At 60.5% G+C, this 24577-nt stretch carries 20 protein-coding genes; 11 read left to right on the forward strand and 9 right to left on the reverse strand.

What is annotated here, in order from left to right:
* Positions 1-48: 48 nt before the first annotated feature.
* Positions 49-1041 carry an NAD-dependent epimerase/dehydratase family protein gene (locus tag ACY4LX_RS26855; protein ID WP_463258330.1) on the reverse strand — a complete coding sequence of 331 codons (993 nt, stop codon included), beginning with the start codon at positions 1039-1041 and terminating at the stop codon, positions 49-51.
* 95 nt (positions 1042-1136) lie between these two features.
* On the reverse strand, positions 1137-2036 hold the full coding sequence (locus ACY4LX_RS26860; RefSeq protein WP_149657953.1) for a LysR family transcriptional regulator ArgP: 900 nt from the start codon (positions 2034-2036) through the stop codon (positions 1137-1139).
* 96 nt (positions 2037-2132) lie between these two features.
* On the opposite strand from ACY4LX_RS26860, the gene ACY4LX_RS26865 reads away from it, so the two are divergent.
* The 3 genes from ACY4LX_RS26865 (at position 2133) to ACY4LX_RS26875 (ending at position 4181) form a co-directional block, all read left to right on the forward strand.
* Positions 2133-2534: an ACT domain-containing protein gene (locus ACY4LX_RS26865; RefSeq protein ID WP_463258331.1), complete on the forward strand. Its 402-nt coding sequence runs from the start codon at positions 2133-2135 to the stop codon at positions 2532-2534.
* A gap of 6 nt (positions 2535-2540) precedes the next feature.
* Positions 2541-3143 carry a LysE/ArgO family amino acid transporter gene (locus ACY4LX_RS26870; RefSeq protein ID WP_463258332.1) on the forward strand — a complete coding sequence of 201 codons (603 nt, stop codon included), beginning with the start codon at positions 2541-2543 and terminating at the stop codon, positions 3141-3143.
* A gap of 441 nt (positions 3144-3584) precedes the next feature.
* A complete protein-coding gene (locus tag ACY4LX_RS26875) occupies positions 3585-4181 on the forward strand; it encodes a superoxide dismutase (RefSeq protein WP_008034365.1) in 597 nt (198 codons plus the stop codon).
* A gap of 200 nt (positions 4182-4381) precedes the next feature.
* Here ACY4LX_RS26875 and ACY4LX_RS26880 read toward each other — a convergent pair whose 3' ends face one another.
* Complete coding sequence (locus tag ACY4LX_RS26880) at positions 4382-4630, reverse strand: DUF6124 family protein (RefSeq protein WP_463258333.1); 249 nt, start codon at positions 4628-4630, stop codon at positions 4382-4384.
* A gap of 531 nt (positions 4631-5161) precedes the next feature.
* A complete protein-coding gene (locus tag ACY4LX_RS26885) occupies positions 5162-5410 on the reverse strand; it encodes a DUF6124 family protein (RefSeq protein ID WP_149657956.1) in 249 nt (82 codons plus the stop codon).
* Positions 5411-6507: 1097 nt separating this feature from the next.
* Here ACY4LX_RS26885 and ACY4LX_RS26890 point away from each other — a divergent pair.
* The 7 genes from ACY4LX_RS26890 to ACY4LX_RS26920 all read left to right on the forward strand — a co-directional run bounded on the left by ACY4LX_RS26890 (position 6508) and on the right by ACY4LX_RS26920 (position 18522).
* Complete coding sequence (locus ACY4LX_RS26890; protein ID WP_149657957.1) at positions 6508-8559, forward strand: putative bifunctional diguanylate cyclase/phosphodiesterase; 2052 nt, start codon at positions 6508-6510, stop codon at positions 8557-8559.
* Between the two features lie 212 nt (positions 8560-8771).
* Positions 8772-10121 (forward strand): imelysin family protein, encoded by a 1350-nt coding sequence (locus ACY4LX_RS26895; RefSeq protein ID WP_463258334.1) that lies wholly within the window; start codon positions 8772-8774, stop codon positions 10119-10121.
* Positions 10122-10410: 289 nt separating this feature from the next.
* Positions 10411-11838: a di-heme oxidoreductase family protein gene (locus ACY4LX_RS26900; RefSeq protein ID WP_463258335.1), complete on the forward strand. Its 1428-nt coding sequence runs from the start codon at positions 10411-10413 to the stop codon at positions 11836-11838.
* A gap of 26 nt (positions 11839-11864) precedes the next feature.
* Positions 11865-12929 (forward strand): imelysin family protein, encoded by a 1065-nt coding sequence (locus ACY4LX_RS26905; protein WP_149657960.1) that lies wholly within the window; start codon positions 11865-11867, stop codon positions 12927-12929.
* Positions 12930-12943: 14 nt separating this feature from the next.
* A complete protein-coding gene (locus ACY4LX_RS26910) occupies positions 12944-14041 on the forward strand; it encodes a DUF1513 domain-containing protein (protein WP_463258336.1) in 1098 nt (365 codons plus the stop codon).
* Positions 14042-14324: 283 nt separating this feature from the next.
* Positions 14325-15473 (forward strand): efflux RND transporter periplasmic adaptor subunit, encoded by a 1149-nt coding sequence (locus ACY4LX_RS26915; RefSeq protein ID WP_463258337.1) that lies wholly within the window; start codon positions 14325-14327, stop codon positions 15471-15473.
* A 13-nt stretch (positions 15474-15486) separates the two neighbouring features.
* Positions 15487-18522, forward strand: a complete 3036-nt coding sequence (locus tag ACY4LX_RS26920; protein WP_463258338.1) for a multidrug efflux RND transporter permease subunit — start codon at positions 15487-15489, stop codon at positions 18520-18522.
* A 160-nt stretch (positions 18523-18682) separates the two neighbouring features.
* On the opposite strand, the gene ACY4LX_RS26925 is transcribed toward ACY4LX_RS26920, so the two are convergent.
* The 5 genes from ACY4LX_RS26925 to colR form a co-directional block, all read right to left on the reverse strand.
* On the reverse strand, positions 18683-18910 hold the full coding sequence (locus ACY4LX_RS26925; protein ID WP_133838174.1) for a hypothetical protein: 228 nt from the start codon (positions 18908-18910) through the stop codon (positions 18683-18685).
* 2 nt (positions 18911-18912) lie between these two features.
* A complete protein-coding gene (locus ACY4LX_RS26930; protein ID WP_149657964.1) occupies positions 18913-19626 on the reverse strand; it encodes a lipopolysaccharide kinase InaA family protein in 714 nt (237 codons plus the stop codon).
* Positions 19627-19630: 4 nt separating this feature from the next.
* The gene (locus ACY4LX_RS26935) at positions 19631-20299 is read right to left on the reverse strand and encodes a class I SAM-dependent methyltransferase (protein ID WP_149658163.1); all 669 of its coding nucleotides are present in this window, start codon (positions 20297-20299) and stop codon (positions 19631-19633) included.
* A 153-nt stretch (positions 20300-20452) separates the two neighbouring features.
* Positions 20453-21733 (reverse strand): sensor histidine kinase, encoded by a 1281-nt coding sequence (locus ACY4LX_RS26940; protein ID WP_463258339.1) that lies wholly within the window; start codon positions 21731-21733, stop codon positions 20453-20455.
* Positions 21723-22406 carry a two-component system response regulator ColR gene (colR, locus tag ACY4LX_RS26945; RefSeq protein WP_149657966.1) on the reverse strand — a complete coding sequence of 228 codons (684 nt, stop codon included), beginning with the start codon at positions 22404-22406 and terminating at the stop codon, positions 21723-21725. Before colR ends, ACY4LX_RS26940 begins: the two co-directional genes overlap by 11 nt.
* A 202-nt stretch (positions 22407-22608) precedes the next feature.
* On the opposite strand from colR, the gene ACY4LX_RS26950 reads away from it, so the two are divergent.
* A complete protein-coding gene (locus ACY4LX_RS26950) occupies positions 22609-24558 on the forward strand; it encodes an LTA synthase family protein (RefSeq protein ID WP_463258340.1) in 1950 nt (649 codons plus the stop codon).
* The last annotated feature ends 19 nt before the right edge of the window (positions 24559-24577 follow it).

The raw sequence follows: 24577 nt of genomic DNA on the forward strand, positions 1-24577 counted from the left end.
ACCCTCAACCCCGCACTCGGTTCAGTGTCGGGACAGGTCCTACACCCATCAGCGAATATCCTGAGCCTTCCACCAGACGCAGAATTCATCGAGGGCGGCCCAGAGGCTGACTTTCGGATCGTAGTCCAGATAATGCCGGGCGCGGCTGATGTCCAAGGTGAAATTTTTGTTCATCACCTGCATGCCCAGGCGCGACAGGGTCGGCTCGGGGCGCCCCGGCCAGAGTTTGCACACGCCTTCATTGAGCGCCGCGACGCTGTAGGCCAGGCCGTAGGAACGGTAGCGAGTGACCTGTGGGACGTCCATTTTGCGCATCACATAATTCACCACATCCCACAACGGCACCGGCGCACCGTTGCTGATGTTGTAGGCCTTGCCCAATGCCGAGCCGCTGGCCAGCAAACTGCTGAGCAACGCTTCGTTGAGGTTTTGCATGCTGGTGAAATCGACCTTGTTCAGGCCGTTGCCGACAATCGCCAGGCGCCCCTTGCGCTGCATCTTCAGCAGACGCGGGAAGATGCTCATGTCGCCGGCACCGGTGACGAACCGCGGGCGCAGGGCAATGGTTTCGAGGCCGAATTCCTGGGCGCCGAAGACCTTTTGCTCGGCGAGGTACTTGGTGGCGGCGTAGTGATGCTTGAAACGCTTGGGCACTTGCTCTTCGGTCACGCCCAGATGATCGCGGCCATCGAAGTAGATCGACGGCGACGACAGGTGCACCAGGCGCCGGACCCGCTGTTTCAGACAGGCCTCGACCACGTTTTCGGTGACTTGGACGTTGCCCTGGTGAAACTCCTGATAGCGGCCCCACAAACCGACGGCGCCGGCGCAGTGCACCACGGCTTCGACGTCGGCGCACAGGTCGCGCACCAGTTCCGGGTCGCTCAAGTCACCCTGGATAAATTCGGCGCCACGGCGCACCAGGTGCTCGACCCCCTCGGCCCGGCGACCGTTGACCCGCACGTCCAGGCCCTGCTCCAGGGCGAAACGCGCAAAGCGTCCGCCAATGAAGCCGCTTGCGCCGGTGACCAGAATTTTCATGTAAAGCTCCAACAAAGCAGCAGCGAGCTTCAAGCTTCAAGCCGCAAGTTAAAAACACACCGCAAGCACTTCACTTGCAGCTTGCAGCTTGACGCTCATGGCTGCTCTCGGGGCACCAGCCATTGCTTCGACGAACGTACCAATTGGTCAGTGAGTAAACCCAGCAGCTGACCGCCATTGCGCCAATGATGCCAGTACAGCGGCACATCGATGGGCTTATCTGGCAAAAGCTCCACTAAAACACCTCGTTGCAGTTGCTCGCGCACCTGCAATTCCGGCACCAGGCCCCAGCCCAGCCCGGCTTCCGTGAGGCGGATAAAACCTTCGGACGATGGGCACAGATGGTGTTCGAAACCGCCGTCCACGCCGAGAGATGCAAGGTAGCGATGCTGTAGAAAATCATCCGGGCCAAACACCAGCGCCGGGGTGCGCGGCAGCAACTCGGCGCGCACACCGTCGGGGAAATGCCGGGCAATGAACGCCGGGCTGGCCAACGCCCGGTAACGCATGGCGCCCAACAATACGCTGCGAGCCCCGGCCACCGGGCGTTCGCTGGCACAGAGACACGCCGCCACTTCCCCGGCGCGCATGCGTTTGAGGCCCACGGTCTGGTCTTCAACGACCAAGTCCATCAACAAATGTTGCTCGGCGCAAAAATCCCCCACCGCATCGGCCCACCAGGTGGCGAGGCTGTCAGCGTTGAGGGCGATACGCAGGCGTTCCGGCAGGCCTGCTTCATCCAGCGCCGGCACCAGGGTCAGCAAATCCCGCTCAAGCAAGCGCACCTGCTGCACATGGTTGAGCAAACGCCGACCGATTTCAGTCGGCGCTGGCGGCGTCGCCCGCACCAACACCGGTTGGCCAATCCGCGCTTCCAGCAGTTTGATCCGCTGGGAGATCGCCGATTGCGACAACCCCAGCACCTGGGCGGCGCGTTCGAATCCGGCCTGCTCGACCACGGCGGCCAAGGCAGAAAGCAATTTATAGTCGAACATCAGTTTCCCTAATGAGCGATCAGCACTATTGGTTTTTCTTATACAGCGTAGCGCCGGAGAATGGCCAGCAAGAACTCTTGAACAAGGAATACCGACATGGCTGGCGAAACCTCATTGGCAACCCTGCTGCGCAGCATGAGCCCGCAACTCAACGCCGGCGAGTATGTGTTTTGTACGTTGCGCGACGGCACGCTGCCGGCGGGTCTGGAGATTGTCGGCAGCTTTCGCGAGCAGGAAGGTCTGACCGTCATTCTGGAAAAATCCCACGCCGAAAAGGCCGGTTTCAGCTTCGACTACGTCGCGGCATGGATCACCTTGAACGTGCACTCGGCCCTGGAAGCCGTCGGCCTCACCGCCGCCTTCGCCACCGCACTGGGCAAGGCTGGCATCAGTTGCAACGTGATCGCCGGTTATTACCACGACCATTTATTCGTCGGCCAGGCCGATGCCGAACGCGCCCTGCACGCGTTGCGGGATCTCGCGGCCAACGGGGAGTAGAAAACCATGTGGCAAAGCTATGTAAACGGCCTGTTGGTCGCGGCGGGGCTGATCATGGCGATCGGCACCCAGAACGCCTTTGTGCTGGCCCAGAGCCTGCGCCGCGAACATCACCTGCCGGTCGCGGCGCTGTGCGTCGTTTGTGATGCGCTGCTGGTGGCTGCGGGCGTGTTCGGTCTGGCGACCGTGCTGGCGCATAACCCGACCTTGCTGGCGGTGGCCCGTTGGGGCGGCGCGGCGTTTCTGATTTGGTACGGTAGCCAGGCATTGCGCCGGGCCTGCGCGAAACAAAGCCTGGAACAGGGCGAAAACCAGACCGTGCGTTCGCTGCGGGCGGTGATGCTCAGTGCGTTGGCGGTGACCCTGCTCAATCCGCACGTTTATCTGGATACGGTTTTGCTGATCGGCTCCCTCGGCGCCCAACAGACCGAGCCCGGCGCCTATGTCGTCGGCGCGGCGAGCGCTTCTTTATTGTGGTTCTTTACGTTGGCGCTGGGCGCGGCATGGTTGGCGCCGTGGCTGGCACGGCCGAGTACCTGGCGGATTCTTGATCTGTTGGTGGCGGTGATGATGTTCACCGTAGCGTTCCAATTAATCACCACGCCCTGATTTATTCCAAAAGGCTAAGGGGATGCCCTCACTAAATGACGGTCGCGCCGCCACCCCGCAAAGCGCAAGACTAGGCGTGAGGAGCGAGGTTTGGTGGTTCAAATGAGCGACGAACAACGACGGATTGCGCTTTGCGGGGTGACGGCCCTTCGGGTTGGAGCTGTGATCGTGCCATGCGGCGTTGCGGGACTCGAAGAGGCAAAAAGCATCCTCTTCGTCCCGCGCCTTGCCTGGCACGATCACAGCTCCAACGCGATCCGTCATTTAGTGAGGGCATCCCCTTGAACCTCTATCCCACACAGTTGTTGCGTGGTTATGCCGCACCCCCGGTGCTATGATCCGGTTCGATGCGCCGCAAAGAGTACAAACTCCCCGGCGCTTGTCTGGCCGCCCGTGATCGGCCTTGCGCTCACCGCAACTGACCTGATTAGGAGAATCATCATGGCTTTCGAATTGCCGCCGCTGCCCTACGCACACGATGCCCTGCAGCCGCACATTTCCAAGGAAACTCTGGAATACCACCACGACAAGCACCACAACACCTACGTCGTGAACCTGAACAACCTGGTGCCAGGCACCGAGTTCGAAGGCAAGACCCTGGAAGAAATCGTCAAATCTTCTTCGGGCGGCATCTTCAACAACGCCGCTCAGGTCTGGAACCACACCTTCTACTGGAACTGCCTGGCGCCAAACGCCGGCGGTCAACCGACCGGCGCGCTGGCTGAAGCCATCAACGCTTCGTTCGGTTCGTTCGACAAGTTCAAAGAAGAATTCAGCAAAACCTCCATCGGCACCTTCGGTTCCGGCTGGGGCTGGCTGGTGAAAAAAGCTGACGGTTCCCTGGCCCTGGCCAGCACCATCGGCGCAGGCAACCCGCTGACCAACGGCGACACCCCGCTGCTGACCTGCGACGTCTGGGAACACGCTTACTACATCGACTACCGCAACGTTCGTCCGAAGTACGTCGAAGCGTTCTGGAACCTGGTCAACTGGAAATTCGTGGCTGAGCAGTTCGAAGGCAAAACCTTCACCGCTTAAGATCGAAACCAGTCAAAAAAACCCGGCTTAGGTCGGGTTTTTTATGGGTGCTGGAAAGGCGTAGCCTGTACCGACGCCTTCGCGGGCAAGCCTTGCTCCTACAGGTTTGGGGTTGAATCGCGGTAATGCGCACGACACAAAACCTGTAGGAGCAAGGCTTGCCCGCGAAGAACGATAACGCGGTCAACCTGACGGAATGCCTAGCCCTGCGGGTCGACGATGTCCAACGCCCGATTCACAGCAAGGTCCGCCAGCATGACGACCTGCGCAATAGCCAGCGCCGTGCTGCGCTGGGAGCCGCTCAGATAGGTGGCGAAATCGCTGGCCAGGACACTTGCCGAAGCCAGGGATTCACAGGCGTGGGCCAGGAGGGTTTCGATGTTCTGGTTCGGGGAGATGTTGAACATGGGGCTGGGGTTGCGGGGCGGGTCTGGGATTAATTTATCCACTTGAATCTCCTTTTGAGGTTCGCGCCATCAATTCCCGATCTCACTCGAAGAAAGAGGTGGCAGCTATGTGCAGGGTGAGATCACCGGCAAAAGGAACCCGGCCGGACCGAAGTCCGCCCGCACACAGCCGCCATGAACGTTGCTGACAGCCTCAAGCTGCCGGCAATTATGGAGGGCCCAGCACTGGTTTCCAATTGCTTAGTCTGGGGATCTCACACCCGGTCGCAGAATTTTTCCGCGACACCCAAAAGGTTATTGAACCCGCTTCCTACGGGCAACCTGAAAACATCGTGGGAAACGTCTGGTATTTTCGCAACCCATTAAACAAAAAACGGAACGCGGAGCGTCCCTGGCGGCATTCCCGCGCGGAGCGTGGGAACGATCAAAAGGCGTAGCCTGTACCGACGCCTTCGCGGGCAAGCCTCGCTCCTACAGGTTTGGGGTTGAATCGCGGTAATGCGCACGACACAAAACCTGTAGGAGCAAGGCTTGCCCGCGAAGAACGATAACGCGGTCAACCTGACGGAATGCCTACCCCTGCGGGTCGACGATGTCCAATGCCCGATTCACAGCAAGGTCCGCCAGCATGACGACCTGCGCAATGGCCAGTGCCGTGCTGCGCTGGGAGCCGCTCAGATAGGTGGCGAAATCGCTGGCCAGGACACTTGCCGAAGCCAATGACTCACAGGCATGGGCCAGGAGGGTTTCGATGTTCATGTCCGGGGAAATCTGGAACATGGGGTTGGGGGTGTAGGGTGGGTCTGGGATTAATTTATCCATAAAAATTCCTCACGCGTTGAGGGCCACCACTTACCGTTCTCACGCGGTGAAGAGGTGGCAGCTATGTGCGGGGTGAGAAAACCGGTCATGGACACCCGGACCAGACAAAAGTCTGCCCGCACACAGCCGCCATAACGCATTTACGACAGGATAAGCTGGCGGCAATTATGCGTGTACGGGTTCTGTATGACCATAAGTTGCCGGGTTCTCACACCCGATCACTGAGGTTTCAGCGACACCCAAAAGGTTATTGAACCCGCTTCCTACGGGCAACCTGAAAACCTCGTGGGAAACGTCCGGTATTTTCGCAACCCATTAAACAAAAACGGAACGCGGAGCGTCCCTGGCGGCATTCCCACGCGGAGCGTGGGAACGATCAAATGGGTCGGCTGCCAGGCCGCCTTCGCGGGCAAGCCTCGCTCCTACAAAAGCAGAAGCAGAGCGGCGAACACCCGCCCGCCCCTCACCACTCATTAGGCCGAGCGTTAGCTCGCCTGCTTTTGATCTTGCTCTACCGCCCCTTCGGGAGGCCGAGTGGAGGTTCTGCGTAGTGGGCAGCCCGGCATGGATGCCGGGCTAGCCGCCCCCGGCCATGGATGGCCGATGGCGGCGGGCCCACGGAGCAGGACCGGAGCGAGGGAACACCGAGCCTAAGCGAGGGGCCGGACGCCGGGGCGAGACCTTTTGGTTCCTTTTGGGGCGTTTGCCAAAAGGGACTCGCTGTAAGAGCGAAACCATAAGTGGCCGTAACCGCAGGAATGGATATGTACTCAACCAACAACAACCTGGTCGGCCCAGAGGCCGCCAAGCCCCACAAGCCCAGTCGAAATTTCCGACGATGAAACAAGCCGCAAGCCCCTTGCCCCAACGCCACAGCGGACTAACATCAACCCAAAGGAAAAATAGTCCCGATCCCCCTCAAGTTGAAGACCAAAACTACCGACACAGTACAAATAGGACAAACACTCAAAACAACAGCATATTGGCCAAGCTACAGGCAAAATCCCCAGGGCTGAATTGTCCCTTTGACTGCCATCACGGGATTGCCAATACTCATGGCAACTTGATGCTACCCGCACGGAACAAGGAATAACCCTTTGAAGCTGGAACTCAAGAACAGCTTGTCGGTGAAGTTGCTCCGGGTCGTGCTCCTGTCGGCATTGATCGTCGGCGTGGTCTTGAGCTGCGCGCAGATCGTTTTCGATGCCTATAAAACACGCCAGGCCGTGGCCGGTGATGCCCAGCGCATCCTCGACATGTTCCGCGACCCCTCCACCCAGGCCGTCTACAGCCTGGACCGGGAGATGGGCATGCAAGTCATCGAGGGCCTGTTCCAGGACGACGCCGTGCGCCAGGCCTCCATCGGCCATCCCAACGAAGCCATGCTCGCGCAAAAGTCCCGCGAACTGCAGCATTCCAACAGCCGCTGGCTGACCGACCTGATCCTCGGCCAGGAACGCACGTTCACCACCCAACTGGTGGGTCGTGGGCCCTACAGCGAATATTACGGCGACCTGAGCATCACCCTCGACACCGCCACCTATGGCCAGGGTTTCATCGTCAGCTCGGTGATCATCTTCATTTCCGGTGTCTTGCGCGCCCTCGCCATGGGCCTGGTGCTGTACCTGGTGTACCACTGGCTGCTGACCAAGCCGCTGTCGCGGATCATCGAGCACCTGACCGAGATCAACCCCGACCGCCCCAGCGAACACAAGATTCCGCAGATCAAGGGCCACGAAAAGAACGAACTGGGTATCTGGATCAACACCGCCAACCAGTTGCTCGAATCCATCGAACGCAATACCCATCTGCGCCACGAAGCCGAAAACAGCCTGTTGCGCATGGCCCAGTACGATTTCCTCACCGGCCTGCCGAACCGCCAGCAATTGCAGCAGCAACTGGACAAGATCCTCGTCGATGCCGGCAAGCTGCAACGCCGGGTCGCGGTGCTGGTCGTGGGCCTGGATGACTTCAAGGGCATCAACGAACAATTCAGCTACCAGACCGGCGACCAACTGCTGCTGGCCCTGGCCGATCGCCTGCGCGCCCACAGCGGCCGCCTCGGCGCCCTCGCCCGTCTGGGCGGCGACCAGTTTGCACTGGTCCAGGCCGACATCGAACAACCTTATGAAGCGGCCGAACTGGCGCAAAGCATCCTCGATGACCTGGAAGCGGCGTTTGCCCTCGATCATCAAGAGATTCGCCTGCGCGCCACCATCGGCATCACCCTGTTCCCCGAGGACGGTGACAGCACCGAGAAGTTGCTGCAAAAAGCCGAGCAGACCATGACCCTGGCCAAGACCCGCTCGCGCAACCGTTATCAGTTCTATATCGCCAGCGTCGACAGCGAGATGCGCCGACGCCGCGAACTGGAAAAAGACCTGCGCGATGCCCTGACCCGCGATCAGTTCTACCTCGTCTACCAACCGCAGATCAGCTACCGCGATCACCGGGTGGTGGGCGTCGAAGCGTTGATTCGCTGGCAGCATCCCGAACACGGGTTGGTACCGCCGGACCTGTTCATCCCGCTGGCCGAGCAGAACGGCACCATCATTGCCATTGGCGAATGGGTGCTGGATCAAGCCTGCAAGCAATTGCGCGAGTGGCATGACCAGGGTTTCGCCGACTTGCGCATGGCGGTGAACCTGTCCACCGTGCAACTGCACCACGCCGAGCTGCCACGGGTGGTCAACAACCTGTTGCAGATCTACCGCCTGCCGCCGCGCAGCCTGGAACTGGAAGTCACCGAAACCGGCCTGATGGAAGACATCAGCACCGCCGCCCAACACTTGCTGAGCCTGCGCCGCTCCGGTGCGTTGATTGCGATTGACGACTTCGGCACCGGTTATTCATCGCTCAGCTATTTGAAAAGCCTGCCGCTGGACAAGATCAAGATCGACAAGAGCTTTGTGCAGGACCTGCTCGATGACGACGACGATGCCACCATCGTTCGGGCGATCATCCAGTTGGGCAAGAGCCTGGGCATGCAGGTGATTGCCGAAGGCGTGGAAACCGCCGAGCAAGAGGCCTACATCATTTCCGAAGGTTGCCACGAAGGTCAGGGTTACCACTACAGCAAACCACTGCCGGCGCGGGAGTTGAGTGCCTACTTGAAGCAGGCCCAGCGCAGTAACGCGGCTATTTTGTAAAAATCAAAAGATCGCAGCCTTCGGCAGCTCCATGAATCGCATCCCCGCGGAGCTGGCGAAGGCTGCGATCTTTTGATCTACCGCACCAAATTCCTGAATAAGAAATATTTCCAACCACAACCCTTTACACATAATGCGAAAGATTTGCATTATGTCGCAGCTTTGCGCGCCCATAGCGCCATTCCACCCCCAATCGAAGCAGGATGTTCGCCATGATTCGTATGCCTCTGGCTACCGCCAGTCTGTTGGCCATCGCTATTTCCCTCGCCGGTTGCGGCGAAGGCAAAGATAAGGCTGCCGCTCCACAAGCGCCAACGCCGGCCGCCAGCACCGCCGCTGCTCCTGCCGTAGCGCCAGCCGCTGCCGGTAAAGTCGACGAAGCCGCCGCCAAAGCTGTGGTCGCGCATTATGCCGACATGGTCTTCGCCGTTTACAGCGATGCCGAATCTACCGCGAAAACCCTGCAAACCGCCGTCGACGCCTTCCTCGCCAAGCCGAACGCCGACACCCTCAAAGCCGCCAAGGCTGCCTGGGTCGCCGCACGCGTTCCTTACCTGCAGAGCGAAGTGTTCCGCTTCGGCAACACCATCATCGACGACTGGGAAGGTCAGGTGAACGCCTGGCCTCTGGACGAAGGCCTGATCGACTACGTCGACAAGACCTACGAACACGCACTGGGTAACCCGGGCGCCACCGCCAACATCATCGCCAACACCGAAGTCCAGGTCGGCGAAGACAAGGTCGACGTCAAAGACATCACCCCGGAAAAACTCGCCAGCCTGAACGAGCTGGGCGGTTCCGAAGCCAACGTCGCCACCGGCTATCACGCCATCGAATTTCTGCTCTGGGGTCAGGACCTGAACGGCACCGGCCCTGGCGCCGGTAACCGTCCGGCTTCGGACTACCTGGAAGGCAAAGGCGCAACTGGCGGTCACAACGATCGTCGCCGCGCCTACCTGAAATCCGTGACCCAACTGCTGGTCAGCGACCTGCAAGAAATGGTCGGTAACTGGAAGCCGAACGTGGCCGACAACTACCGCGCCACCCTGGAAGCCGAGCCTGGCGAAACCGGCTTGCGCAAAATGTTGTTCGGCATGGGCAGCCTGTCCCTGGGCGAACTGGCGGGCGAGCGCATGAAGGTTTCCCTGGAAGCCAACTCCCCGGAAGACGAACAGGATTGCTTCAGCGACAACACCCACAACTCGCACTTCTACGATGCCAAAGGCGTGCGTAACGTGTACCTGGGCGAATACACCCGCGTCGACGGCACCAAAATGACCGGCGCCAGCCTGTCGTCCCTGGTGGCCAAGGCCGACCCGGCCGCCGACACCGCACTGAAAGCCGACCTGGCCGCCACCGAAGCCAAGATCCAGGTCATGGTCGATCACGCCGCCAAGGGTGAGCACTACGACCAGTTGATCGCTGCCGGCAACACTGCAGGCAACCAGATCGTCCGCGACGCCATCGCATCCCTGGTCAAGCAGACCGGTTCGATCGAAGCCGCCGCTGGCAAACTGGGCATCAGCGACCTGAACCCGGACAACGCTGATCACGAGTTCTGATCAACGCTGGCTGAATAAAAAGGCGACCTTCGGGTCGCCTTTTTCATTCCCGCCAGAACACAATCCCTTGTAGGAGCGAGGCTTGCCCGCGAAGACGGCTTCACATCCAACATCTTTGGTGACTGACACGCCGCTTTCGCGAGCAAGCTTCGCTCCTACATTGGATCGCAGTGACCGCGGTATCCGGGGAAACCTGTCCCAAATCAACCAAACGATAATTCCTCTTATTCAAACTCCGCCGTCCTGTTAGACTTTGCGCCCTTATTTTGCTCGCCCGTCAGGAAGTCTGATGCCGTCGTTGCCTCTTCGCTGGTGCACCCTGTTCATGGCCCTGGGCCTGAGTGCCTGCGATGACGCCCCGCGTTTTACAACGGCCGAACCCGGTGAAGCCCGGTCCGGTGGCGCCGCGACGGTGCGCAAGACCGATCAGAATTCGTTTTCCCTGCCCTCGGCCAATCTGCCGCCGTCACGACGGGTGGATTTCAGCGTCGGCAACAGTTTTTTCCGTAGCCCCTGGGTGATCGCCCCGTCGACCACCACCGCCCGGGATGGCCTCGGCCCGCTGTTCAACACCAACGCCTGCCAGAACTGCCACATCAAGGACGGTCGCGGTCACCCGCCGACGCCTGATGCCACCAATGCGGTGTCGATGCTGGTGCGCCTGTCGATCCCGGATGCGCCGGCCTACGCCAAGGTCATCGAGCACCTGGGCGTGGTCCCGGAGCCGGTCTACGGCGGCCAACTCCAAGACATGTCGGTACCCGGCGTCGCCCCGGAAGGCAAAGTCCGCGTCGATTACACGCCCGTGCCGATTCGCTTCAAGGACGGCACCGAAGTCGAACTGCGCAAACCGGTCCTGCAAATCACCCAACTGGGCTACGGCCCGATGCACCCCGACACCCGGTTCTCGGCCCGCGTCGCCCCGCCAATGATCGGCCTGGGTCTGCTCGAAGCGATCCCCGACGAGGCGATCCTGGCCAATGCCGAGGCCCAGGCCAAAGACAAAAACGGCATCGCCGGGCGCCCGAACCAGGTCTGGGACGACGCCCAACAAAAAACCGTCCTCGGCCGCTTCGGCTGGAAAGCCGGGCAACCGAACCTCAATCAACAAAACGTTCACGCGTTCTCTGGTGATATGGGCCTGACCACCAGCCTGCGACCTTTCGATGACTGCACCGACGCGCAAACCGCCTGCAAACAGGCGCCCAACGGCAATGGCCCGAACGGCGAGCCGGAAGTCAGCGACAACATTCTGCGCCTGGTGCTGTTCTACAGCCGCAACCTCGCCGTGCCCGCTCGCCGCGACATCAATGCGCCGCAAGTGCTGGCCGGCAAGAATCTATTTTTCCAGGCCGGCTGCCAGACCTGTCACACGCCGAAATACACCACCGCCGCCAACGCCGCCGAACCTGAACTGGCCAATCAAGTGATTCGCCCCTACAGCGATCTGCTGCTGCATGACATGGGCGACGGCCTGGCCGACAACCGCAGCGAATTTAAAGCCAGTGGCCGCGACTGGCGCACGCCGCCGTTATGGGGCATTGGCCTGACCCAAGCGGTCAGTGGCCACACCCAGTTCTTGCACGACGGCCGCGCGCGCAATCTGCTTGAAGCCGTGCTCTGGCATGGCGGCGAAGCGAGCGCGGCGCAGCAACAGGTTTTGTCTTTCAATGCCGAGCAGCGCGCTGCGTTGTTGGCGTTTTTGAATTCTCTCTAAGCACTTAAAAGAATCGGGAGCCCGACATGTTCCGTCCCAAACTGTTGTTCACCAGCCTTGCAGCGCTCGCCCTCGGCGCCTGTTCGCCGCAGGATCCGCAAGCCGTCACTTCGGCAGCCATCGCCAAGCAGGTGATCCTGCCGACCTACAGCCGTTGGGTTGATGCCGACCGTCAACTGGCTGTCAGCGCCCTCGCCTACTGCGAAGGCAAGGCCGACCTGGAAACCGCTCGCAAAGATTTCCTGCACGCGCAAAAAGCCTGGGCCGAGCTGCAACCGTTGCTGATCGGGCCGCTGGCCGAGGGCAATCGTGCGTGGCAGGTGCAGTTCTGGCCGGATAAGAAGAACCTGGTCGGCCGTCAGGTCGAGCAACTGGTCACCGCCCAGCCGCAGATCGATGCCGCCGCCCTGGCCAAGTCGAGCGTGGTGGTTCAGGGCCTGTCGGCCTACGAATACATCCTGTTCGACAGCAAGCCTGACGTGGCCAACGACGCGCAGAAAGCCAAGTATTGCCCGCTGCTCAAAGCCATTGGCGAACGCCAGAAACTGCTGGCCGAAGAGATTCTGCAAAGCTGGAACAACACCGACGGCATGCTCGCGCAGATGAGCAAATTTCCGAACCAGCGTTACGCCGATTCCCATGAAGCGATCGCCGATCTGCTGCGGGTACAAGTCACCGCCCTCGACACCTTGAAGAAAAAACTCGGCACGCCGATGGGCCGCCAGACCAAGGGTGTGCCGCAACCGTTCCAGGCCGATGCGTGGCGTAGCCAGTCGTCCCTGACGGGCCTGGAAGCCAGCCTCGCCGCCGCCAAGACCGTGTGGGAAGGTGTCGACAACAAAGGCCTGCGCGGTCTGTTGCCGAGCGAGCAGAAGCCGTTGGCCGACAAGATCGATGCCGCCTACGCCGCTTCGCTCAAACTGTTCGCCAGCAACCAGCGCTCGCTGACCGAAATGCTCAACGACGATGCCGGCCGCCAACAGCTCAACGATCTCTACGACAGCCTCAACGTCGTCCATCGCCTGCACGAAGGCGAACTGGCCAAGGCGCTGGGCATCCAACTGGGCTTCAACGCCAACGACGGTGACTGATGAGGGCGAGTGCCATGCTGCGACGTCAGGCTCTGACTTTAGGTAGTTTGCTGCTGGGAGCAGTGACGCTGGGCGGCTGGACGCTGTTCAAGCACAAGGACAAGAGCCCGCTGCTGCTGTCGGCGCGGGACGATACCGACGGCAAGCATTACGCCGTCGGTTATCGGCTGGATGGCACCCGGGTGTTCGCCACCCAGGTCGGCCAGCGTTGCCACGACATCATCAATCACCCGACCCTGGCGATAGCGCTGTTTGTCGCCCGGCGTCCGGGCACCGAGAGTTACCTGATCGACCTGCGCGACGGCACGTTGCTGCAAACCGTGACCTCACAGCCGAACCGGCATTTCTACGGGCACGCGGTGATCCACAAGGATGGCGAGTTCTTGTACGCCACTGAGAACGACACCTCCGATCCGGGTCGTGGCTTGCTGGGTGTGTATAAGTTCGAAGGTGAGCGACTTATCCACAGCGGTGAGATGCCTACTCACGGCGTCGGCCCGCATCAGGTGTCATGGATGCCCGACGGCGAAACCCTGGTGGTGGCCAACGGCGGGATTCGCACCGAGGCCGAAAGCCGGGTCGAGATGAACCTCAACGCCATGGAACCGAGCCTGGTTTTGATGCAGCGCGACGGCACGCTGTTGAGCAAGGAAACCCTGGCCCAGCAGATGAACAGTGTGCGCCACCTGGGGATTGCCAGCGACGGCACGATCCTCGCCAGCCAGCAATTCATGGGCCCCTCCCATGAGTCGTCGGAGTTGCTGGCGATCAAGCGTCCAGGCCAGCCGTTCGTGGCGTTCCCGGTGCCTGAGCATCAGCTGCAGGCCATGGGGCATTACACCGCCAGCGTCGCGGTGCACAGCGAACTGCGCCTGGTCGCGCTGACCGCGCCACGGGGCAATCGCTTCTTCATCTGGGACCTGGACAGCGGCGAAGTGCGCCTGGATGCGCCGCTGCCGGATTGCGCCGGAGTCGGCGCGGTGGCGGACGGGTTTGTCGTGACCTCGGGTCAGGGCCGTTGCCGGTACTACGATTGCCGTCAGACAGATCTGGTTGCAAAACCGTTGGAGTTGCCGGCGGGGCTCTGGGATAACCACCTTCACCTCATCTGAGCGCCCTCCTCCCCAGTGGGTGAATTTACCCTGTGGCGAGGGGGCTTGGCCCGGTTCGGCTGCGAAGCCGTCGTAAAACCTGTAAATGCGGGATGACTGGAGAAATGTAAGGGAGCGCTTCGCGCTCCAACGGGGGCAAGCCCCCTCGCCACAGGCAAGCCCCTTCGCCACAAGTTTTGTGTTCGCCCCATTACAGACTGTAATAAGTGCCAGTTGGATTACCCCCCGCACTCGGAGTAATGTTCCGCCTGTCTCACCTGATTTTCTCCAAGGAAGTGGAAATATGCTGCGTCGCCGCATGCTGATCATGTTGGGGGTTGTCCTGCTTATTGTGCTGGCCCTGGGCGGGTACAAGGCCTTTTCGATCTACACGATGGTCCAGGGTTTCGCCAAGCCGAAACCGCCCATCAGCGTCGCCGTGGCCACGGCCGTCGAACAGCCGTGGCAGATGCGCTTGCCCACTGTCGGCACGCTCAAGGCGTTGCAGGGAGTGAACCTGAGCCTGGAGATCGCCGGCACCGTCAAGGAGCTGATGTTCGAGTCCGGGCAGAAGGTCAAGGCCGGGCAACCGCTGCTGCAACTGGACAGTGCCGTGGAGAGTGCCCTGCTGGAAACCGCCCAGGCTGACCTCGGGTTGGCACAGCTGGATTTCGGGCGTGGCAGTCAGTTGGTCGATAGCCGCGCCATCTCCAAAGGCGAGTACGACCGGCTCTCGGCGCAGTTGCAAAAGAACAAGGCCACGGTCAATCAGCTCAAGGCCTCCCTGGCGAAGAAACGCATCCTCGCCCCTTTCAGTGGCACCATCGGCATCCGTCAGGTTGACGTCGGCGACTACCTCCCCAGCGGCACCATGGTCGCCACCCTGCAAGACCTCAGCAGCCTCTATGTCGACTTCTTCCTGCCCGAACAATCGGTGCCGAAAATCGCCCTCGGCCAACCGATCCAGGTCATCGTCGCGGCTTACCCGACACAGAGCTTCCCCGGCACCATCAGTGCGATCAACCCGAAGGTCGAGAACAGCACCCGCAATATTCTGGTGCGTGCGACGCTGGCCAACCCGGACGGCAAGTTGCTGCCGGGCATGTTCGCCAGCCTGCAAGTGATGCTGCCGGATCCGCAAAAGCACATCGTGGTGCCGGAAAGCGCGATCACCTACACCCTCTACGGCAACTCGCTGTACGTGGTCGCGCAGAAAAAAGCCGAGGACGGCACGGTGGAAAAAGACGACAAGGGCCAACCGATCCTGATCGCCGAACGCCGCTTCATCGAAACCGGCGACCGCCGCGATGGCCTGGTGATGATCAACAAAGGCGTGCAGAGCGGCGAACAAGTGGTCACGGCCGGCCAGATCAAACTGGACAACGGCGCACACATTGCCATCAGCGACGACAAGACCCTGACCGATAAGAACAGTCAGCCACGCACTGACTGATCAAGGAATCCTCATGGCTTTTACCGATCCGTTCATCCGCCGCCCGGTGCTCGCCACGGTGGTCAGCCTGTTGATTGTGCTGCTGGGCTTCCAGGCCTGGAGCAAGCTGCCGCTGCGCCAATACCCGCAAATGGAAAACGCCCTGATCACGGTAACCACCGCCTACCCCGGGGCCAACGCCGAAACCATTCAGGGCTACATCACCCAGCCGATGCAGCAGAGCCTGGCGAGCGCCGAGGGCATCGACTACATGACCTCGGTCAGTCGCCAGAACTTCTCGGTGATCTCCGTCTACGCACGTATCGGTTCCAACAGCGACCGCTTGTTCACCGAGTTGCTGGCCAAGGCCAACGAGGTGAAGAACAAGCTGCCCCAGGACGCCGAAGACCCGGTGCTGAGCAAGGAAGCCGCCGACGCCTCGGCGCTGATGTACATCAGTTATTTCAGCAAGGAGCTGAGCAACCCACAGATCACCGATTACCTGTCCCGGGTCATCCAGCCCAAACTGGCGACACTGCCCGGCATGGCCGAAGCCGAGATTCTTGGCAACCAGGTGTTCGCCATGCGCTTGTGGCTGGACCCGGTGAAACTGGCCGGGTTCGGCTTGAGCGCCAGCGATGTGACCAACGCGGTACGCCAGTACAACTTCCTCTCCGCCGCCGGCGAAGTGAAAGGCGAGTACGTGGTCACCAGCATCAACGCCAACACCGAACTCAAGTCCGCCGAGGCCTTCGCCGCGATTCCGCTCAAGGTCGATGGCGACAGCCGGGTGCTGCTCAGCGATGTCGCGCGGGTCGAAATGGGCGCCGAGAACTACAACGCCATCAGCTCCTTCGGCGGTACACCCTCGGTGTACATCGGCATCAAGGCCACCCCGGGCGCCAACCCGCTGGACGTGATCAAGGAAGTGCGCAAGATCATGCCGGAGCTGGAAGCCCAGTTGCCGCCCAACCTTAAAAGCGAAATCGCCTACGACGCCACGCTGTTTATCCAGGCCTCGATCAACGAGGTGATCAAGACCCTGTTTGAAGCGGTGCTGATCGTCATAGTCGTCGTCTTCCTGTTCCTCGGCGCCCTGCGTTCGGTGGTGATCCCCGTGGTGACCATCCCGCTGTCGATGATCGGCGTGATGTTCTTCATGCAGATGATGGGTTACTCGATCAACCTGCTGACCCTGCTGGCGATGGTGTTGGCCATCGGGCTGGTGGTGGACGATGCGATTGTGGTGGTGGAGAACATTCACCGGCACATCGAGGAAGGCAAGACACCGCTGGACGCGGCCATTGAAGGCGCCCGGGAGATCGCCATGCCGGTGGTGTCCATGACCATCACCCTGGCGGCGGTCTATGCGCCGATCGGCTTTCTGACGGGCCTCACGGGGGCGCTGTTCAAGGAATTCGCCCTGACGCTGGCCGGGGCGGTGGTGATTTCCGGCATCGTCGCCCTGACCCTGTCGCCGATGATGTGCGCCTATTTGCTGCGCCATGACACCAATCCCAGTGGACTGGCCCATCGCCTCGACCTGATTTTCGAAGGCCTCAAGCGCCGCTATCAGAGCATGCTGCACGGCACGCTCAATACCCGGCCGGTGGTGCTGGTGTTCGCGGTGATCGTGCTGTGCCTGATCCCGGTGTTTCTCAAGTTCGCCAAAACGGAACTGGCGCCGGACGAGGACCAGGGCATCATTTTCATGATTGCCAACGCCCCGCAACCGACCAACCTCGACTACCTGAACACTTACACCGACGAGTTCATCACGATCTTCAAGGAGTTTCCCGAGTACTACTCCTCGTTCCAGATCAATGGCTTCAACGGCGTGCAATCGGGTATCGGCGGCTTCCTGCTCAAACCGTGGAACGAGCGCGGCCGCACGCAAATGCAGATCCTGCCCGAAGTTCAGAAAAAGCTGGGGAGCATTCCCGGCTTGCAGATTTTCGGTTTCAACCTGCCGTCCCTGCCGGGCACCGGTGAAGGCTTGCCGTTCCAGTTCATCATCAACACCGCCAACGACTACGCCTCGCTGCTGGACGTGGCGGACCGGGTGAAAAAACGCGCGCTGGAGTCCGGCAAGTTTGCCTTCGTCGACATCGACCTGGCGTTCGACAAGCCGGAAGTGGTGGTGGATATCGACCGCGCCAAGGCCGCGCAGATGGGCGTGTCGATGCAGGACCTCGGTGGCACCCTGGCGACGTTGCTGGGTGAGGCGGAAATCAATCGGTTCACCATCGAAGGGCGCAGCTACAAGGTCATCGCCCAGGTCGAACGGGCCTACCGGGATAACCCTGACTGGCTGAACAATTACTACGTCAAGAACACAAAGGGCGAACTGCTGCCACTGTCGACCCTGATCACCGTGACCGACCGGGCGCGGCCACGGCAGTTGAACCAGTTCCAGCAGCTCAACGCGGCGGCGGTGACCGGGTTCCCGCTGGTCAGCATGGGCGAGGCCATCGACACCGTGCGCCAGATCGCCCAGGAAGAAGCGCCGGTGGGTTTTGCCTTTGACTATGGCGGCACGTCGCGGCAATTCGTTCAGGAAGGCAGCGCGCTGTGGGTCACGTTCGCCCTGGCCCTGGCGATCATTTTCCTGGTGCTGGCGGCGCAGTTCGAAAGCTTCCGTGATCCGCTGGTGATTCTGGTCACCGTGCCGCTGTCGATTTGCGGGGCGTTGATCCCGCTGTTCCTCGGCTGGTCGAGCATGAACATCTATACCCAGGTCGGGTTGGTGACGTTGATCGGGCTGATCAGCAAACACGGGATCCTGATCGTGGAGTTCGCCAACAAGCTGCGCAAGGAGAAAGGTCTGACCCCGCGCGAAGCGGTGGAGGAAGCGGCGGCCATTCGTCTGCGGCCGGTGTTGATGACCACGGCGGCGATGGTGTTCGGCATGGTGCCGTTGATTCTGGCCACCGGTGCGGGTGCCGTCAGCCGGTTCGATATTGGCACGGTGATCGCCACGGGGATGTCGATCGGGACGTTATTTACCTTGTTCGTGCTGCCGTGTGTGTACACGTTGCTGGCCAAGCCCGATAAACCCTCCGCCCCGTGATTGTTCCCACGCTCCGCGTGGGAATGCCTCTTGTGACGCTCTGCGTCACGCTTTGGGACGCGGAGCGTCCCGGGCTGCATTCCCACGCAGAGCGTGGGAACGATCAGCCAAAAAAAAAGACCCCGCATCTGCGAGGCCTTTTATTTTGGCTTCAATCTGTTCAACTCTGCGGCCTCAATCCCTGTGAAAGTCCGAACATGAACAGTAACAAGTCATGATCAGGTTGTGTGGCCACGGCTGCTTTGGCAACCCGTGGCAACGGACAGTGAGCGCCATCGTTCACTGCACTGAGGACTTGCGTGCGGGGCTGCTCCCAAGCCGCCACCGCCAATGAAGCAACTGCCAAGGCTCCTAGAAGAAACACACCTCGTGCAATTTCGAGTTTCATCGCTATAAACCCTTGATAGCGCTGCCAAACGCCGTCTCATAAAAGTAGACCAGATTCTTCCAGTCTGTATCGCTGAACGACGAGTGGCGACGCAGCTGCTTCATGTCATGGGCGGCGGCACGCTGGGCGGTCAAACGCTGGCGGCACTTTTCAAGATCGATCAACGCCACTTCCACCGTGGCCGCATCCCCTTCGCCAGTCACCCGCACGAATACGTGTTTGATGTAGATGCAGCTGTGCTGCCAGCGCCCCTTGTGCATGCGGGCCAGGTTCTCGGCCAGTTCCTTGAGGACGCGCTCGTGTACCACTTCGCCATGACGCTCGCGACCGCCACCGGCATACCAGTGTTCGATTTCCTCAAAGCCATCCAGAGACTTGGTAACCAGCAACGCGCGCCATTTGTGCACCGGGTCCCGTTGGGCACCACAGAACACCATTTCCGGCACGCGCACGCCGAGCGCCGTCAAACCGATCAGCGCATCCTGCTCGCGCAATACGGTCGGTCGGCCGAACGGGTGCAACCAACTGCGGTAGATATGCCCGGTCTGACGCTTGGCATACAGCAGTTGCCCGTCGCTGCCCCTGACGCGCTGCACGCCACTTTCCCCACCGCGACGGACGTTGGGTTCTTCCACCCATTCACCGCGCTGATTCCAGAAATAGTCGAAGCGGTCCTGGGAAGCGACTTCCGTTTCTGCTGCACATTGCACTGCCATCCTGTTACCTCTTGCGTAATACGTAAACTCGCCACATGGCATAGAGCGGTAAAAAGTCCAGTTGTTCCTGGATACGAAAACCCGCCTGTTCGAACTCCTTTTCGACCGTGGTGGCCGGTAACACAAAGCGATTTTGGTAACCTTCCTGCCCGCGCTTTTTCTCGGCGCGCTTGCGCTTCCAGGCCTTGAAATTGCCATCCACCCACAACGAAATGATCACGCTGTCACGGGTGACACGCTCGAATTCGCGCAGGATGGCCAGTCGGTGCTCGGCTTCCCCGATGTGATGGAGCAAACGCATGCAAAAAATGCTGTCGACGGCGTTATCAGGCAAAGCAATGTCGAATGCAGAAGTGTGCAAGGGTTGTACCCGTTTCACCACTTCAGCCGGCTGCGACTGGGTCGCAATTTTCAACATTGATTCGGAGTTATCGGCTCCGATGATCACCCGATTGGGTTTTTCTGCCAGTAACGGCCAGAAACGCCCGGCACCACTGGGTAAATCGAGGACCAAACCAGGCTCGCCGGCCAGGGTCAGCGCCTTGCGTGCCAGTTGTTCGTCACGCCAATGGGACAATCGACGACCGAGACCGTCCTGGTGCTTGCGCAAATATTTTTGCGCGTGTTGATCGTCGTACTTTTCCGAAAAATCCAGCTTGATCGGGCCCGTCATATCAAATGCTCCTGAATTGCTGATGGCAACCACCTTAGGTAGCGTCATGTCAGCGTCAGGTCATCACTTTGTGAAAACTTCGTTGTGTACAATCACCAAGTATTTCAGGGTTTTACAAGGATTAGATAGTGGCGCGGGGCCACCGCCTTTCAATCAGGCCCGAGGCTTACCCAATTCCACTTCAAAACGGCAGCCGTTCGGTTCCATGGTGGTCAGGCTGACGGTCCAGCCCTGGCTCTCACAGATCCGCTGTACCAGCGACAAGCCCAGCCCCAGGCCTTCGCCACGTTTTTCGGAGCCCCGCACAAAGGGTTCGAACATTGCCTCGCGCTTTTCTTCCGGAATACCGACACCGCTGTCCTCGACGACGAACCCGGTACCTCTCAGGGTGAGGCGAATGAACCCGGTTTCGGTGTAGTGCAGCGCATTGCGCAACAGGTTGCCCATGACCGCATGCAACAGCGTCGCGTTGTAGCCCTCATTCGCAGGACTTCCCCGCTCGAAGTCCAGCGTCAAGCCCTTGGACTCGATCGGCTCACGCCAGAGATTGAGCAGCCCGTCAGCCACCTGGCTGACCGTCTGCTGCGGGGACATGCTGGCGTCCTCATGCTGGGCACGGGCAAGCATCAGGAAGGTTTGCACCAACTCACGCATTTCCTCACAGGCTCGGGCGATGCGCTCGACCTGGGCGCGACCGCGCTGGTCGATGCCAGGGTTTTCCAGCAGCAATTCGCAGGAACTGGCCAAGACCATCAGCGGGGTGCGCAACTCATGACTGACGTCACTGGTGAACAGGCGCTCACGGGTCAAGGCCTGACGCAGACGCCCGAGCGTGGCGTCGAAGGCCACCGCCAGTTCGCCCACTTCGTCCGCGGCGTAGTCGGGCGCCAGGGGAGGCGCCAAACCCAATAACTGATCGCGATGCCGTACTTGCCGAGCCAGCCGCACCACGGGCGCCATGACTTTGCGCGCCAGGATCCAGCCGAGAAAAACCGCCAGTGCCAGGCTCAGGACGAAGCCCACCAGCACCACGGCAAACAGCACCCGCTCACGCTCCTCGAAATCACTCTGATCCTGCAACAGCACGTACCGCCGGCCGTCGACGACTTCGACCATCGCGTGATACGACAACTGTTCGCGAAACACTTCGTGAAAACCGGGTTCCAGGTGACGCAGGTCCTTGGGCAACTCGAAGTCCCCTGGCCCGCCACTGAAATAGAACAGCTGGTCGGGCTCCGGGCGGTGGCTCCAGTCCGAGACGCTGTCCATCAGCAACAGCCGTTGCAAGTCGCCGCCCAGGCCTGCCGAAATCAGTTTCTCTTCCACCAGGTGCACGGTCGCCACGATGCCCATGGCGAAGGCCCCGGCCACCAGCGCGCTCATCAGCGCAAAGGCAATGATGATCCGTTGAGCAAGGCTCTGCTTAAACTCCATCACGGCCCTCGGCCAAGCGATAACCCACACCGTGCACGGTTTGCAGCAAAGGCTTGGCAAAAGGCTTGTCGATCACCTGGCGCAGTTGATGAACGTGGCTGCGCAGGCTGTCGCTGTCCGGGCAATCATCGCCCCACAGGGCTTCTTCGAGGATTTCGCGGCGCAGCACGTGGGGGCTTTTCTGCATCAGCACCGCCAGCAACTTGAGGCCGACCGGGTTGAGTTTCAGTAGACGGCCATCGCGGGTCACTTCCAGGGTGTCGAGGTCGTAGTTCAGGTCGCCGACCTGCAGGGTACGCCGCCCGCCGCCCTGGGCCCGACGCATGACCGCTTCGATGCGTGCCGCCAGTTCGGACAGCGCGAACGGCTTGATCAGGTAGTCATCGGCGCCGGACTTGAAGCCCTGCAAGCGGTCATCCAATTGATCCCGGGCGGTGAGCATGATCACCGGCGTATCGCGGCGGGCGTCTTCACGCAGGCGCTTGCACAAGGTGTAGCCGTCAATGCCGGGCAGCATGATGTCGAGCACGATCAAGTCGTAATGCTCGGTGGCCGCCAGGTGCAGTCCCGACAAACCATCCTGCGCGCAATCCACGGTGTAGCCCTTGAGCCCCAGGTAGTCCGCCAGATTGGCGAGGATATCGCGGTTGTCTTCAACCAATAGAATTCGCATGGGCACTCCTCCGTACACAGTAACGGCCATCTTCGGCTCGCGCAGCTTACGGCCAAGCGCAGCGCAGGGCTAGGGCCGAAGACCGGATCCATCCATTCGTCCAACAAAATGAAAGACTTAACAAGTTTTTCACTATCGGTTCACAACCTGACTACAGTGGCCCGGTGAAACTCCCGCGCCATTGATATAAGGAATGTAGCCAATGGACTTTTTCAAGACAGCGCCTATGCGCTTTCTGCTGCTCGTCACCAGCGCCTGGCTGGTGATTTTCTCTTTGACCCGGACCGTTCTGCTGCTCACTCACCTGGATGAGGCCGGTAGCGGTTTTGTGTCGGTTTTTGCCATCGGATTTCTTTACGACCTCGGGTTCATTGCCTATGCGGCCTTGCCGATGGGCCTCTACCTGCTGCTCTGCCCGCCCGCCTTGTGGCGTCGCCGGGGCCATCGCTGGTTACTGCAAGGGCTGTTGACAGTCAGCCTGTTTGCCATGCTGTTCACGTCCGTGGCCGAATGGTTGTTCTGGGACGAGTTCGGCGTGCGTTTCAACTTCATCGCCGTGGATTACCTGGTGTATTCCGATGAAGTCTTGAACAACCTGCTGGAGTCGTACCCGATCGGCACGTTGCTGAGTATCCTCGCCGTGCTGGCCGTGGCCCTGAGCTTCGCGTTGCGCAGGGCCTTCAATGCGGCACTGGACGCACCGCTGCCGCCACTGCGTCGACGCCTGGTCAATGCCTTGGGCTTGTTGATCGTCGCCGGCCTGAGCCTGCAACTGCTCAGCCAGGACGCACCGCGCGCCCAGGGTGGCAACGCCTATCAAAATGAATTGGCAAGCAATGGCCCGTACCAGTTCTTCGCCGCGTTTCGCAACAATGAGCTGGACTACCCGCAGTTCTACAAAAGTCTGCCGCCCGACGTCGTGGCCCAGCAGATTCGCGCCGAACTGAGCGAACCTAACGCACAGTTCGTTGGCCAGGACCCACAAGACATCCGCCGCAACATCGATAACCCGGGCACCCCGCGCAAACCCAACATCGTGCTGGTGACCATCGAAAGTTTCAGCGCCAAGTACATGGGCAGCAACGGCGACGAGCGCAACCTGACGCCCAACCTGGATGCCCTGCGCAAACAGAGCCTGTACTTCAATAATTTCTACGCCACCGGCACCCGCACCGATCGCGGCCTGGAAGCCATTACCCTGGCCATCCCGCCGACGCCGGGCCGTTCGATCGTCAAGCGCGTGGGCCGTGAAAGCGGTTTCGCCAGCCTCGGCCAGCAGCTCGGTGCCGTGGGTTACGACAGCGTGTTCGTGTATGGCGGGCGTGGTTACTTCGACAATATGAACGCGTTTTTCAGCGGTAACGGTTATCGCGTGGTTGACCAGAGCAGCGTCGATGAAGCGCAAATTCACTTCAAGAACGCCTGGGGTATGGCTGACGAAGATCTCTACACCCAGACCCTGAAACTGGCCGACGCCGACTACGCCAAACAGCAGCCCTTTCTGCTGCAACTGATGACCACCTCCAATCATCGGCCTTACACCTATCCGGACAATCGCATCGACATCAAGTCCGGCAACGGTCGAGACGGCGCGGTGAAGTACACCGACTATGCCATCGGCCAGTTTCTGGAACAGGCGCGGCAAAAGCCGTGGTTCGACAATACGATTTTCGTGTTCGTCGCCGACCACACCGCAGGCAGCGCCGGTAAGGAAGACTTGCCGATCAGCAACTATCAGATTCCGTTGTTCATCTACGCGCCGAAGCTGATCGAGGCCCGGGAAACCGCACAACTGGCGAGCCAGATTGATCTGGCGCCGACGTTGCTGGGCTTGCTGAACCTGGATTACCAATCGACATTTTTCGGGCGCAATCTGTTGCAGGACAATCCCCTGCCACCCCGCGTCGTGGTCGGCAACTATCAGCATCTGGGGTTGTTCGACGGCAAGGATCTGGCGATCCTGAGTCCGCGCCAGGGCCTGCGCCGGCATGACGACGCACTGACCGAAAGCCGCGAATCGAAGGCCGAGGCCAGCGATCCGTTGATCACCCGCGCCATCACGTACTACCAAAGCGCCAGTTATGGCTTCAAGCAACAGCTGCTTGGCTGGAAAGCGCCCAAGGAGGGCACGCCCCAGGTCAGCGTACGTTAACCGAATGACCCCGGGCTGA

The organism is Pseudomonas sp. Emmai, assembly GCF_055179735.1.

Excerpts from the sequence above, each read along its gene's own strand:
- ACY4LX_RS26950 (WP_463258340.1), top strand. The coding sequence starts at position 22,609 with ATGGACTTTTTCAAGACAGCGCCTATGCGCTTTCTGCTGCTCGTCACC.
- colR (WP_149657966.1), bottom strand. The coding sequence starts at position 22,406 with ATGCGAATTCTATTGGTTGAAGACAACCGCGATATCCTCGCCAATCTG.
- ACY4LX_RS26930 (WP_149657964.1), bottom strand. The coding sequence starts at position 19,626 with ATGGCAGTGCAATGTGCAGCAGAAACGGAAGTCGCTTCCCAGGACCGC.
- ACY4LX_RS26925 (WP_133838174.1), bottom strand. The coding sequence starts at position 18,910 with ATGAAACTCGAAATTGCACGAGGTGTGTTTCTTCTAGGAGCCTTGGCA.
- ACY4LX_RS26870 (WP_463258332.1), top strand. The coding sequence starts at position 2,541 with ATGTGGCAAAGCTATGTAAACGGCCTGTTGGTCGCGGCGGGGCTGATC.
- ACY4LX_RS26860 (WP_149657953.1), bottom strand. The coding sequence starts at position 2,036 with ATGTTCGACTATAAATTGCTTTCTGCCTTGGCCGCCGTGGTCGAGCAG.
- ACY4LX_RS26855 (WP_463258330.1), bottom strand. The coding sequence starts at position 1,041 with ATGAAAATTCTGGTCACCGGCGCAAGCGGCTTCATTGGCGGACGCTTT.
- ACY4LX_RS26895 (WP_463258334.1), top strand. The coding sequence starts at position 8,772 with ATGATTCGTATGCCTCTGGCTACCGCCAGTCTGTTGGCCATCGCTATT.
- ACY4LX_RS26865 (WP_463258331.1), top strand. The coding sequence starts at position 2,133 with ATGGCTGGCGAAACCTCATTGGCAACCCTGCTGCGCAGCATGAGCCCG.
- ACY4LX_RS26940 (WP_463258339.1), bottom strand. The coding sequence starts at position 21,733 with ATGGAGTTTAAGCAGAGCCTTGCTCAACGGATCATCATTGCCTTTGCG.
- ACY4LX_RS26915 (WP_463258337.1), top strand. The coding sequence starts at position 14,325 with ATGCTGCGTCGCCGCATGCTGATCATGTTGGGGGTTGTCCTGCTTATT.
- ACY4LX_RS26900 (WP_463258335.1), top strand. The coding sequence starts at position 10,411 with ATGCCGTCGTTGCCTCTTCGCTGGTGCACCCTGTTCATGGCCCTGGGC.
- ACY4LX_RS26935 (WP_149658163.1), bottom strand. The coding sequence starts at position 20,299 with ATGACGGGCCCGATCAAGCTGGATTTTTCGGAAAAGTACGACGATCAA.
- ACY4LX_RS26910 (WP_463258336.1), top strand. The coding sequence starts at position 12,944 with ATGCTGCGACGTCAGGCTCTGACTTTAGGTAGTTTGCTGCTGGGAGCA.
- ACY4LX_RS26875 (WP_008034365.1), top strand. The coding sequence starts at position 3,585 with ATGGCTTTCGAATTGCCGCCGCTGCCCTACGCACACGATGCCCTGCAG.
- ACY4LX_RS26885 (WP_149657956.1), bottom strand. The coding sequence starts at position 5,410 with ATGGATAAATTAATCCCAGACCCACCCTACACCCCCAACCCCATGTTC.
- ACY4LX_RS26905 (WP_149657960.1), top strand. The coding sequence starts at position 11,865 with ATGTTCCGTCCCAAACTGTTGTTCACCAGCCTTGCAGCGCTCGCCCTC.
- ACY4LX_RS26920 (WP_463258338.1), top strand. The coding sequence starts at position 15,487 with ATGGCTTTTACCGATCCGTTCATCCGCCGCCCGGTGCTCGCCACGGTG.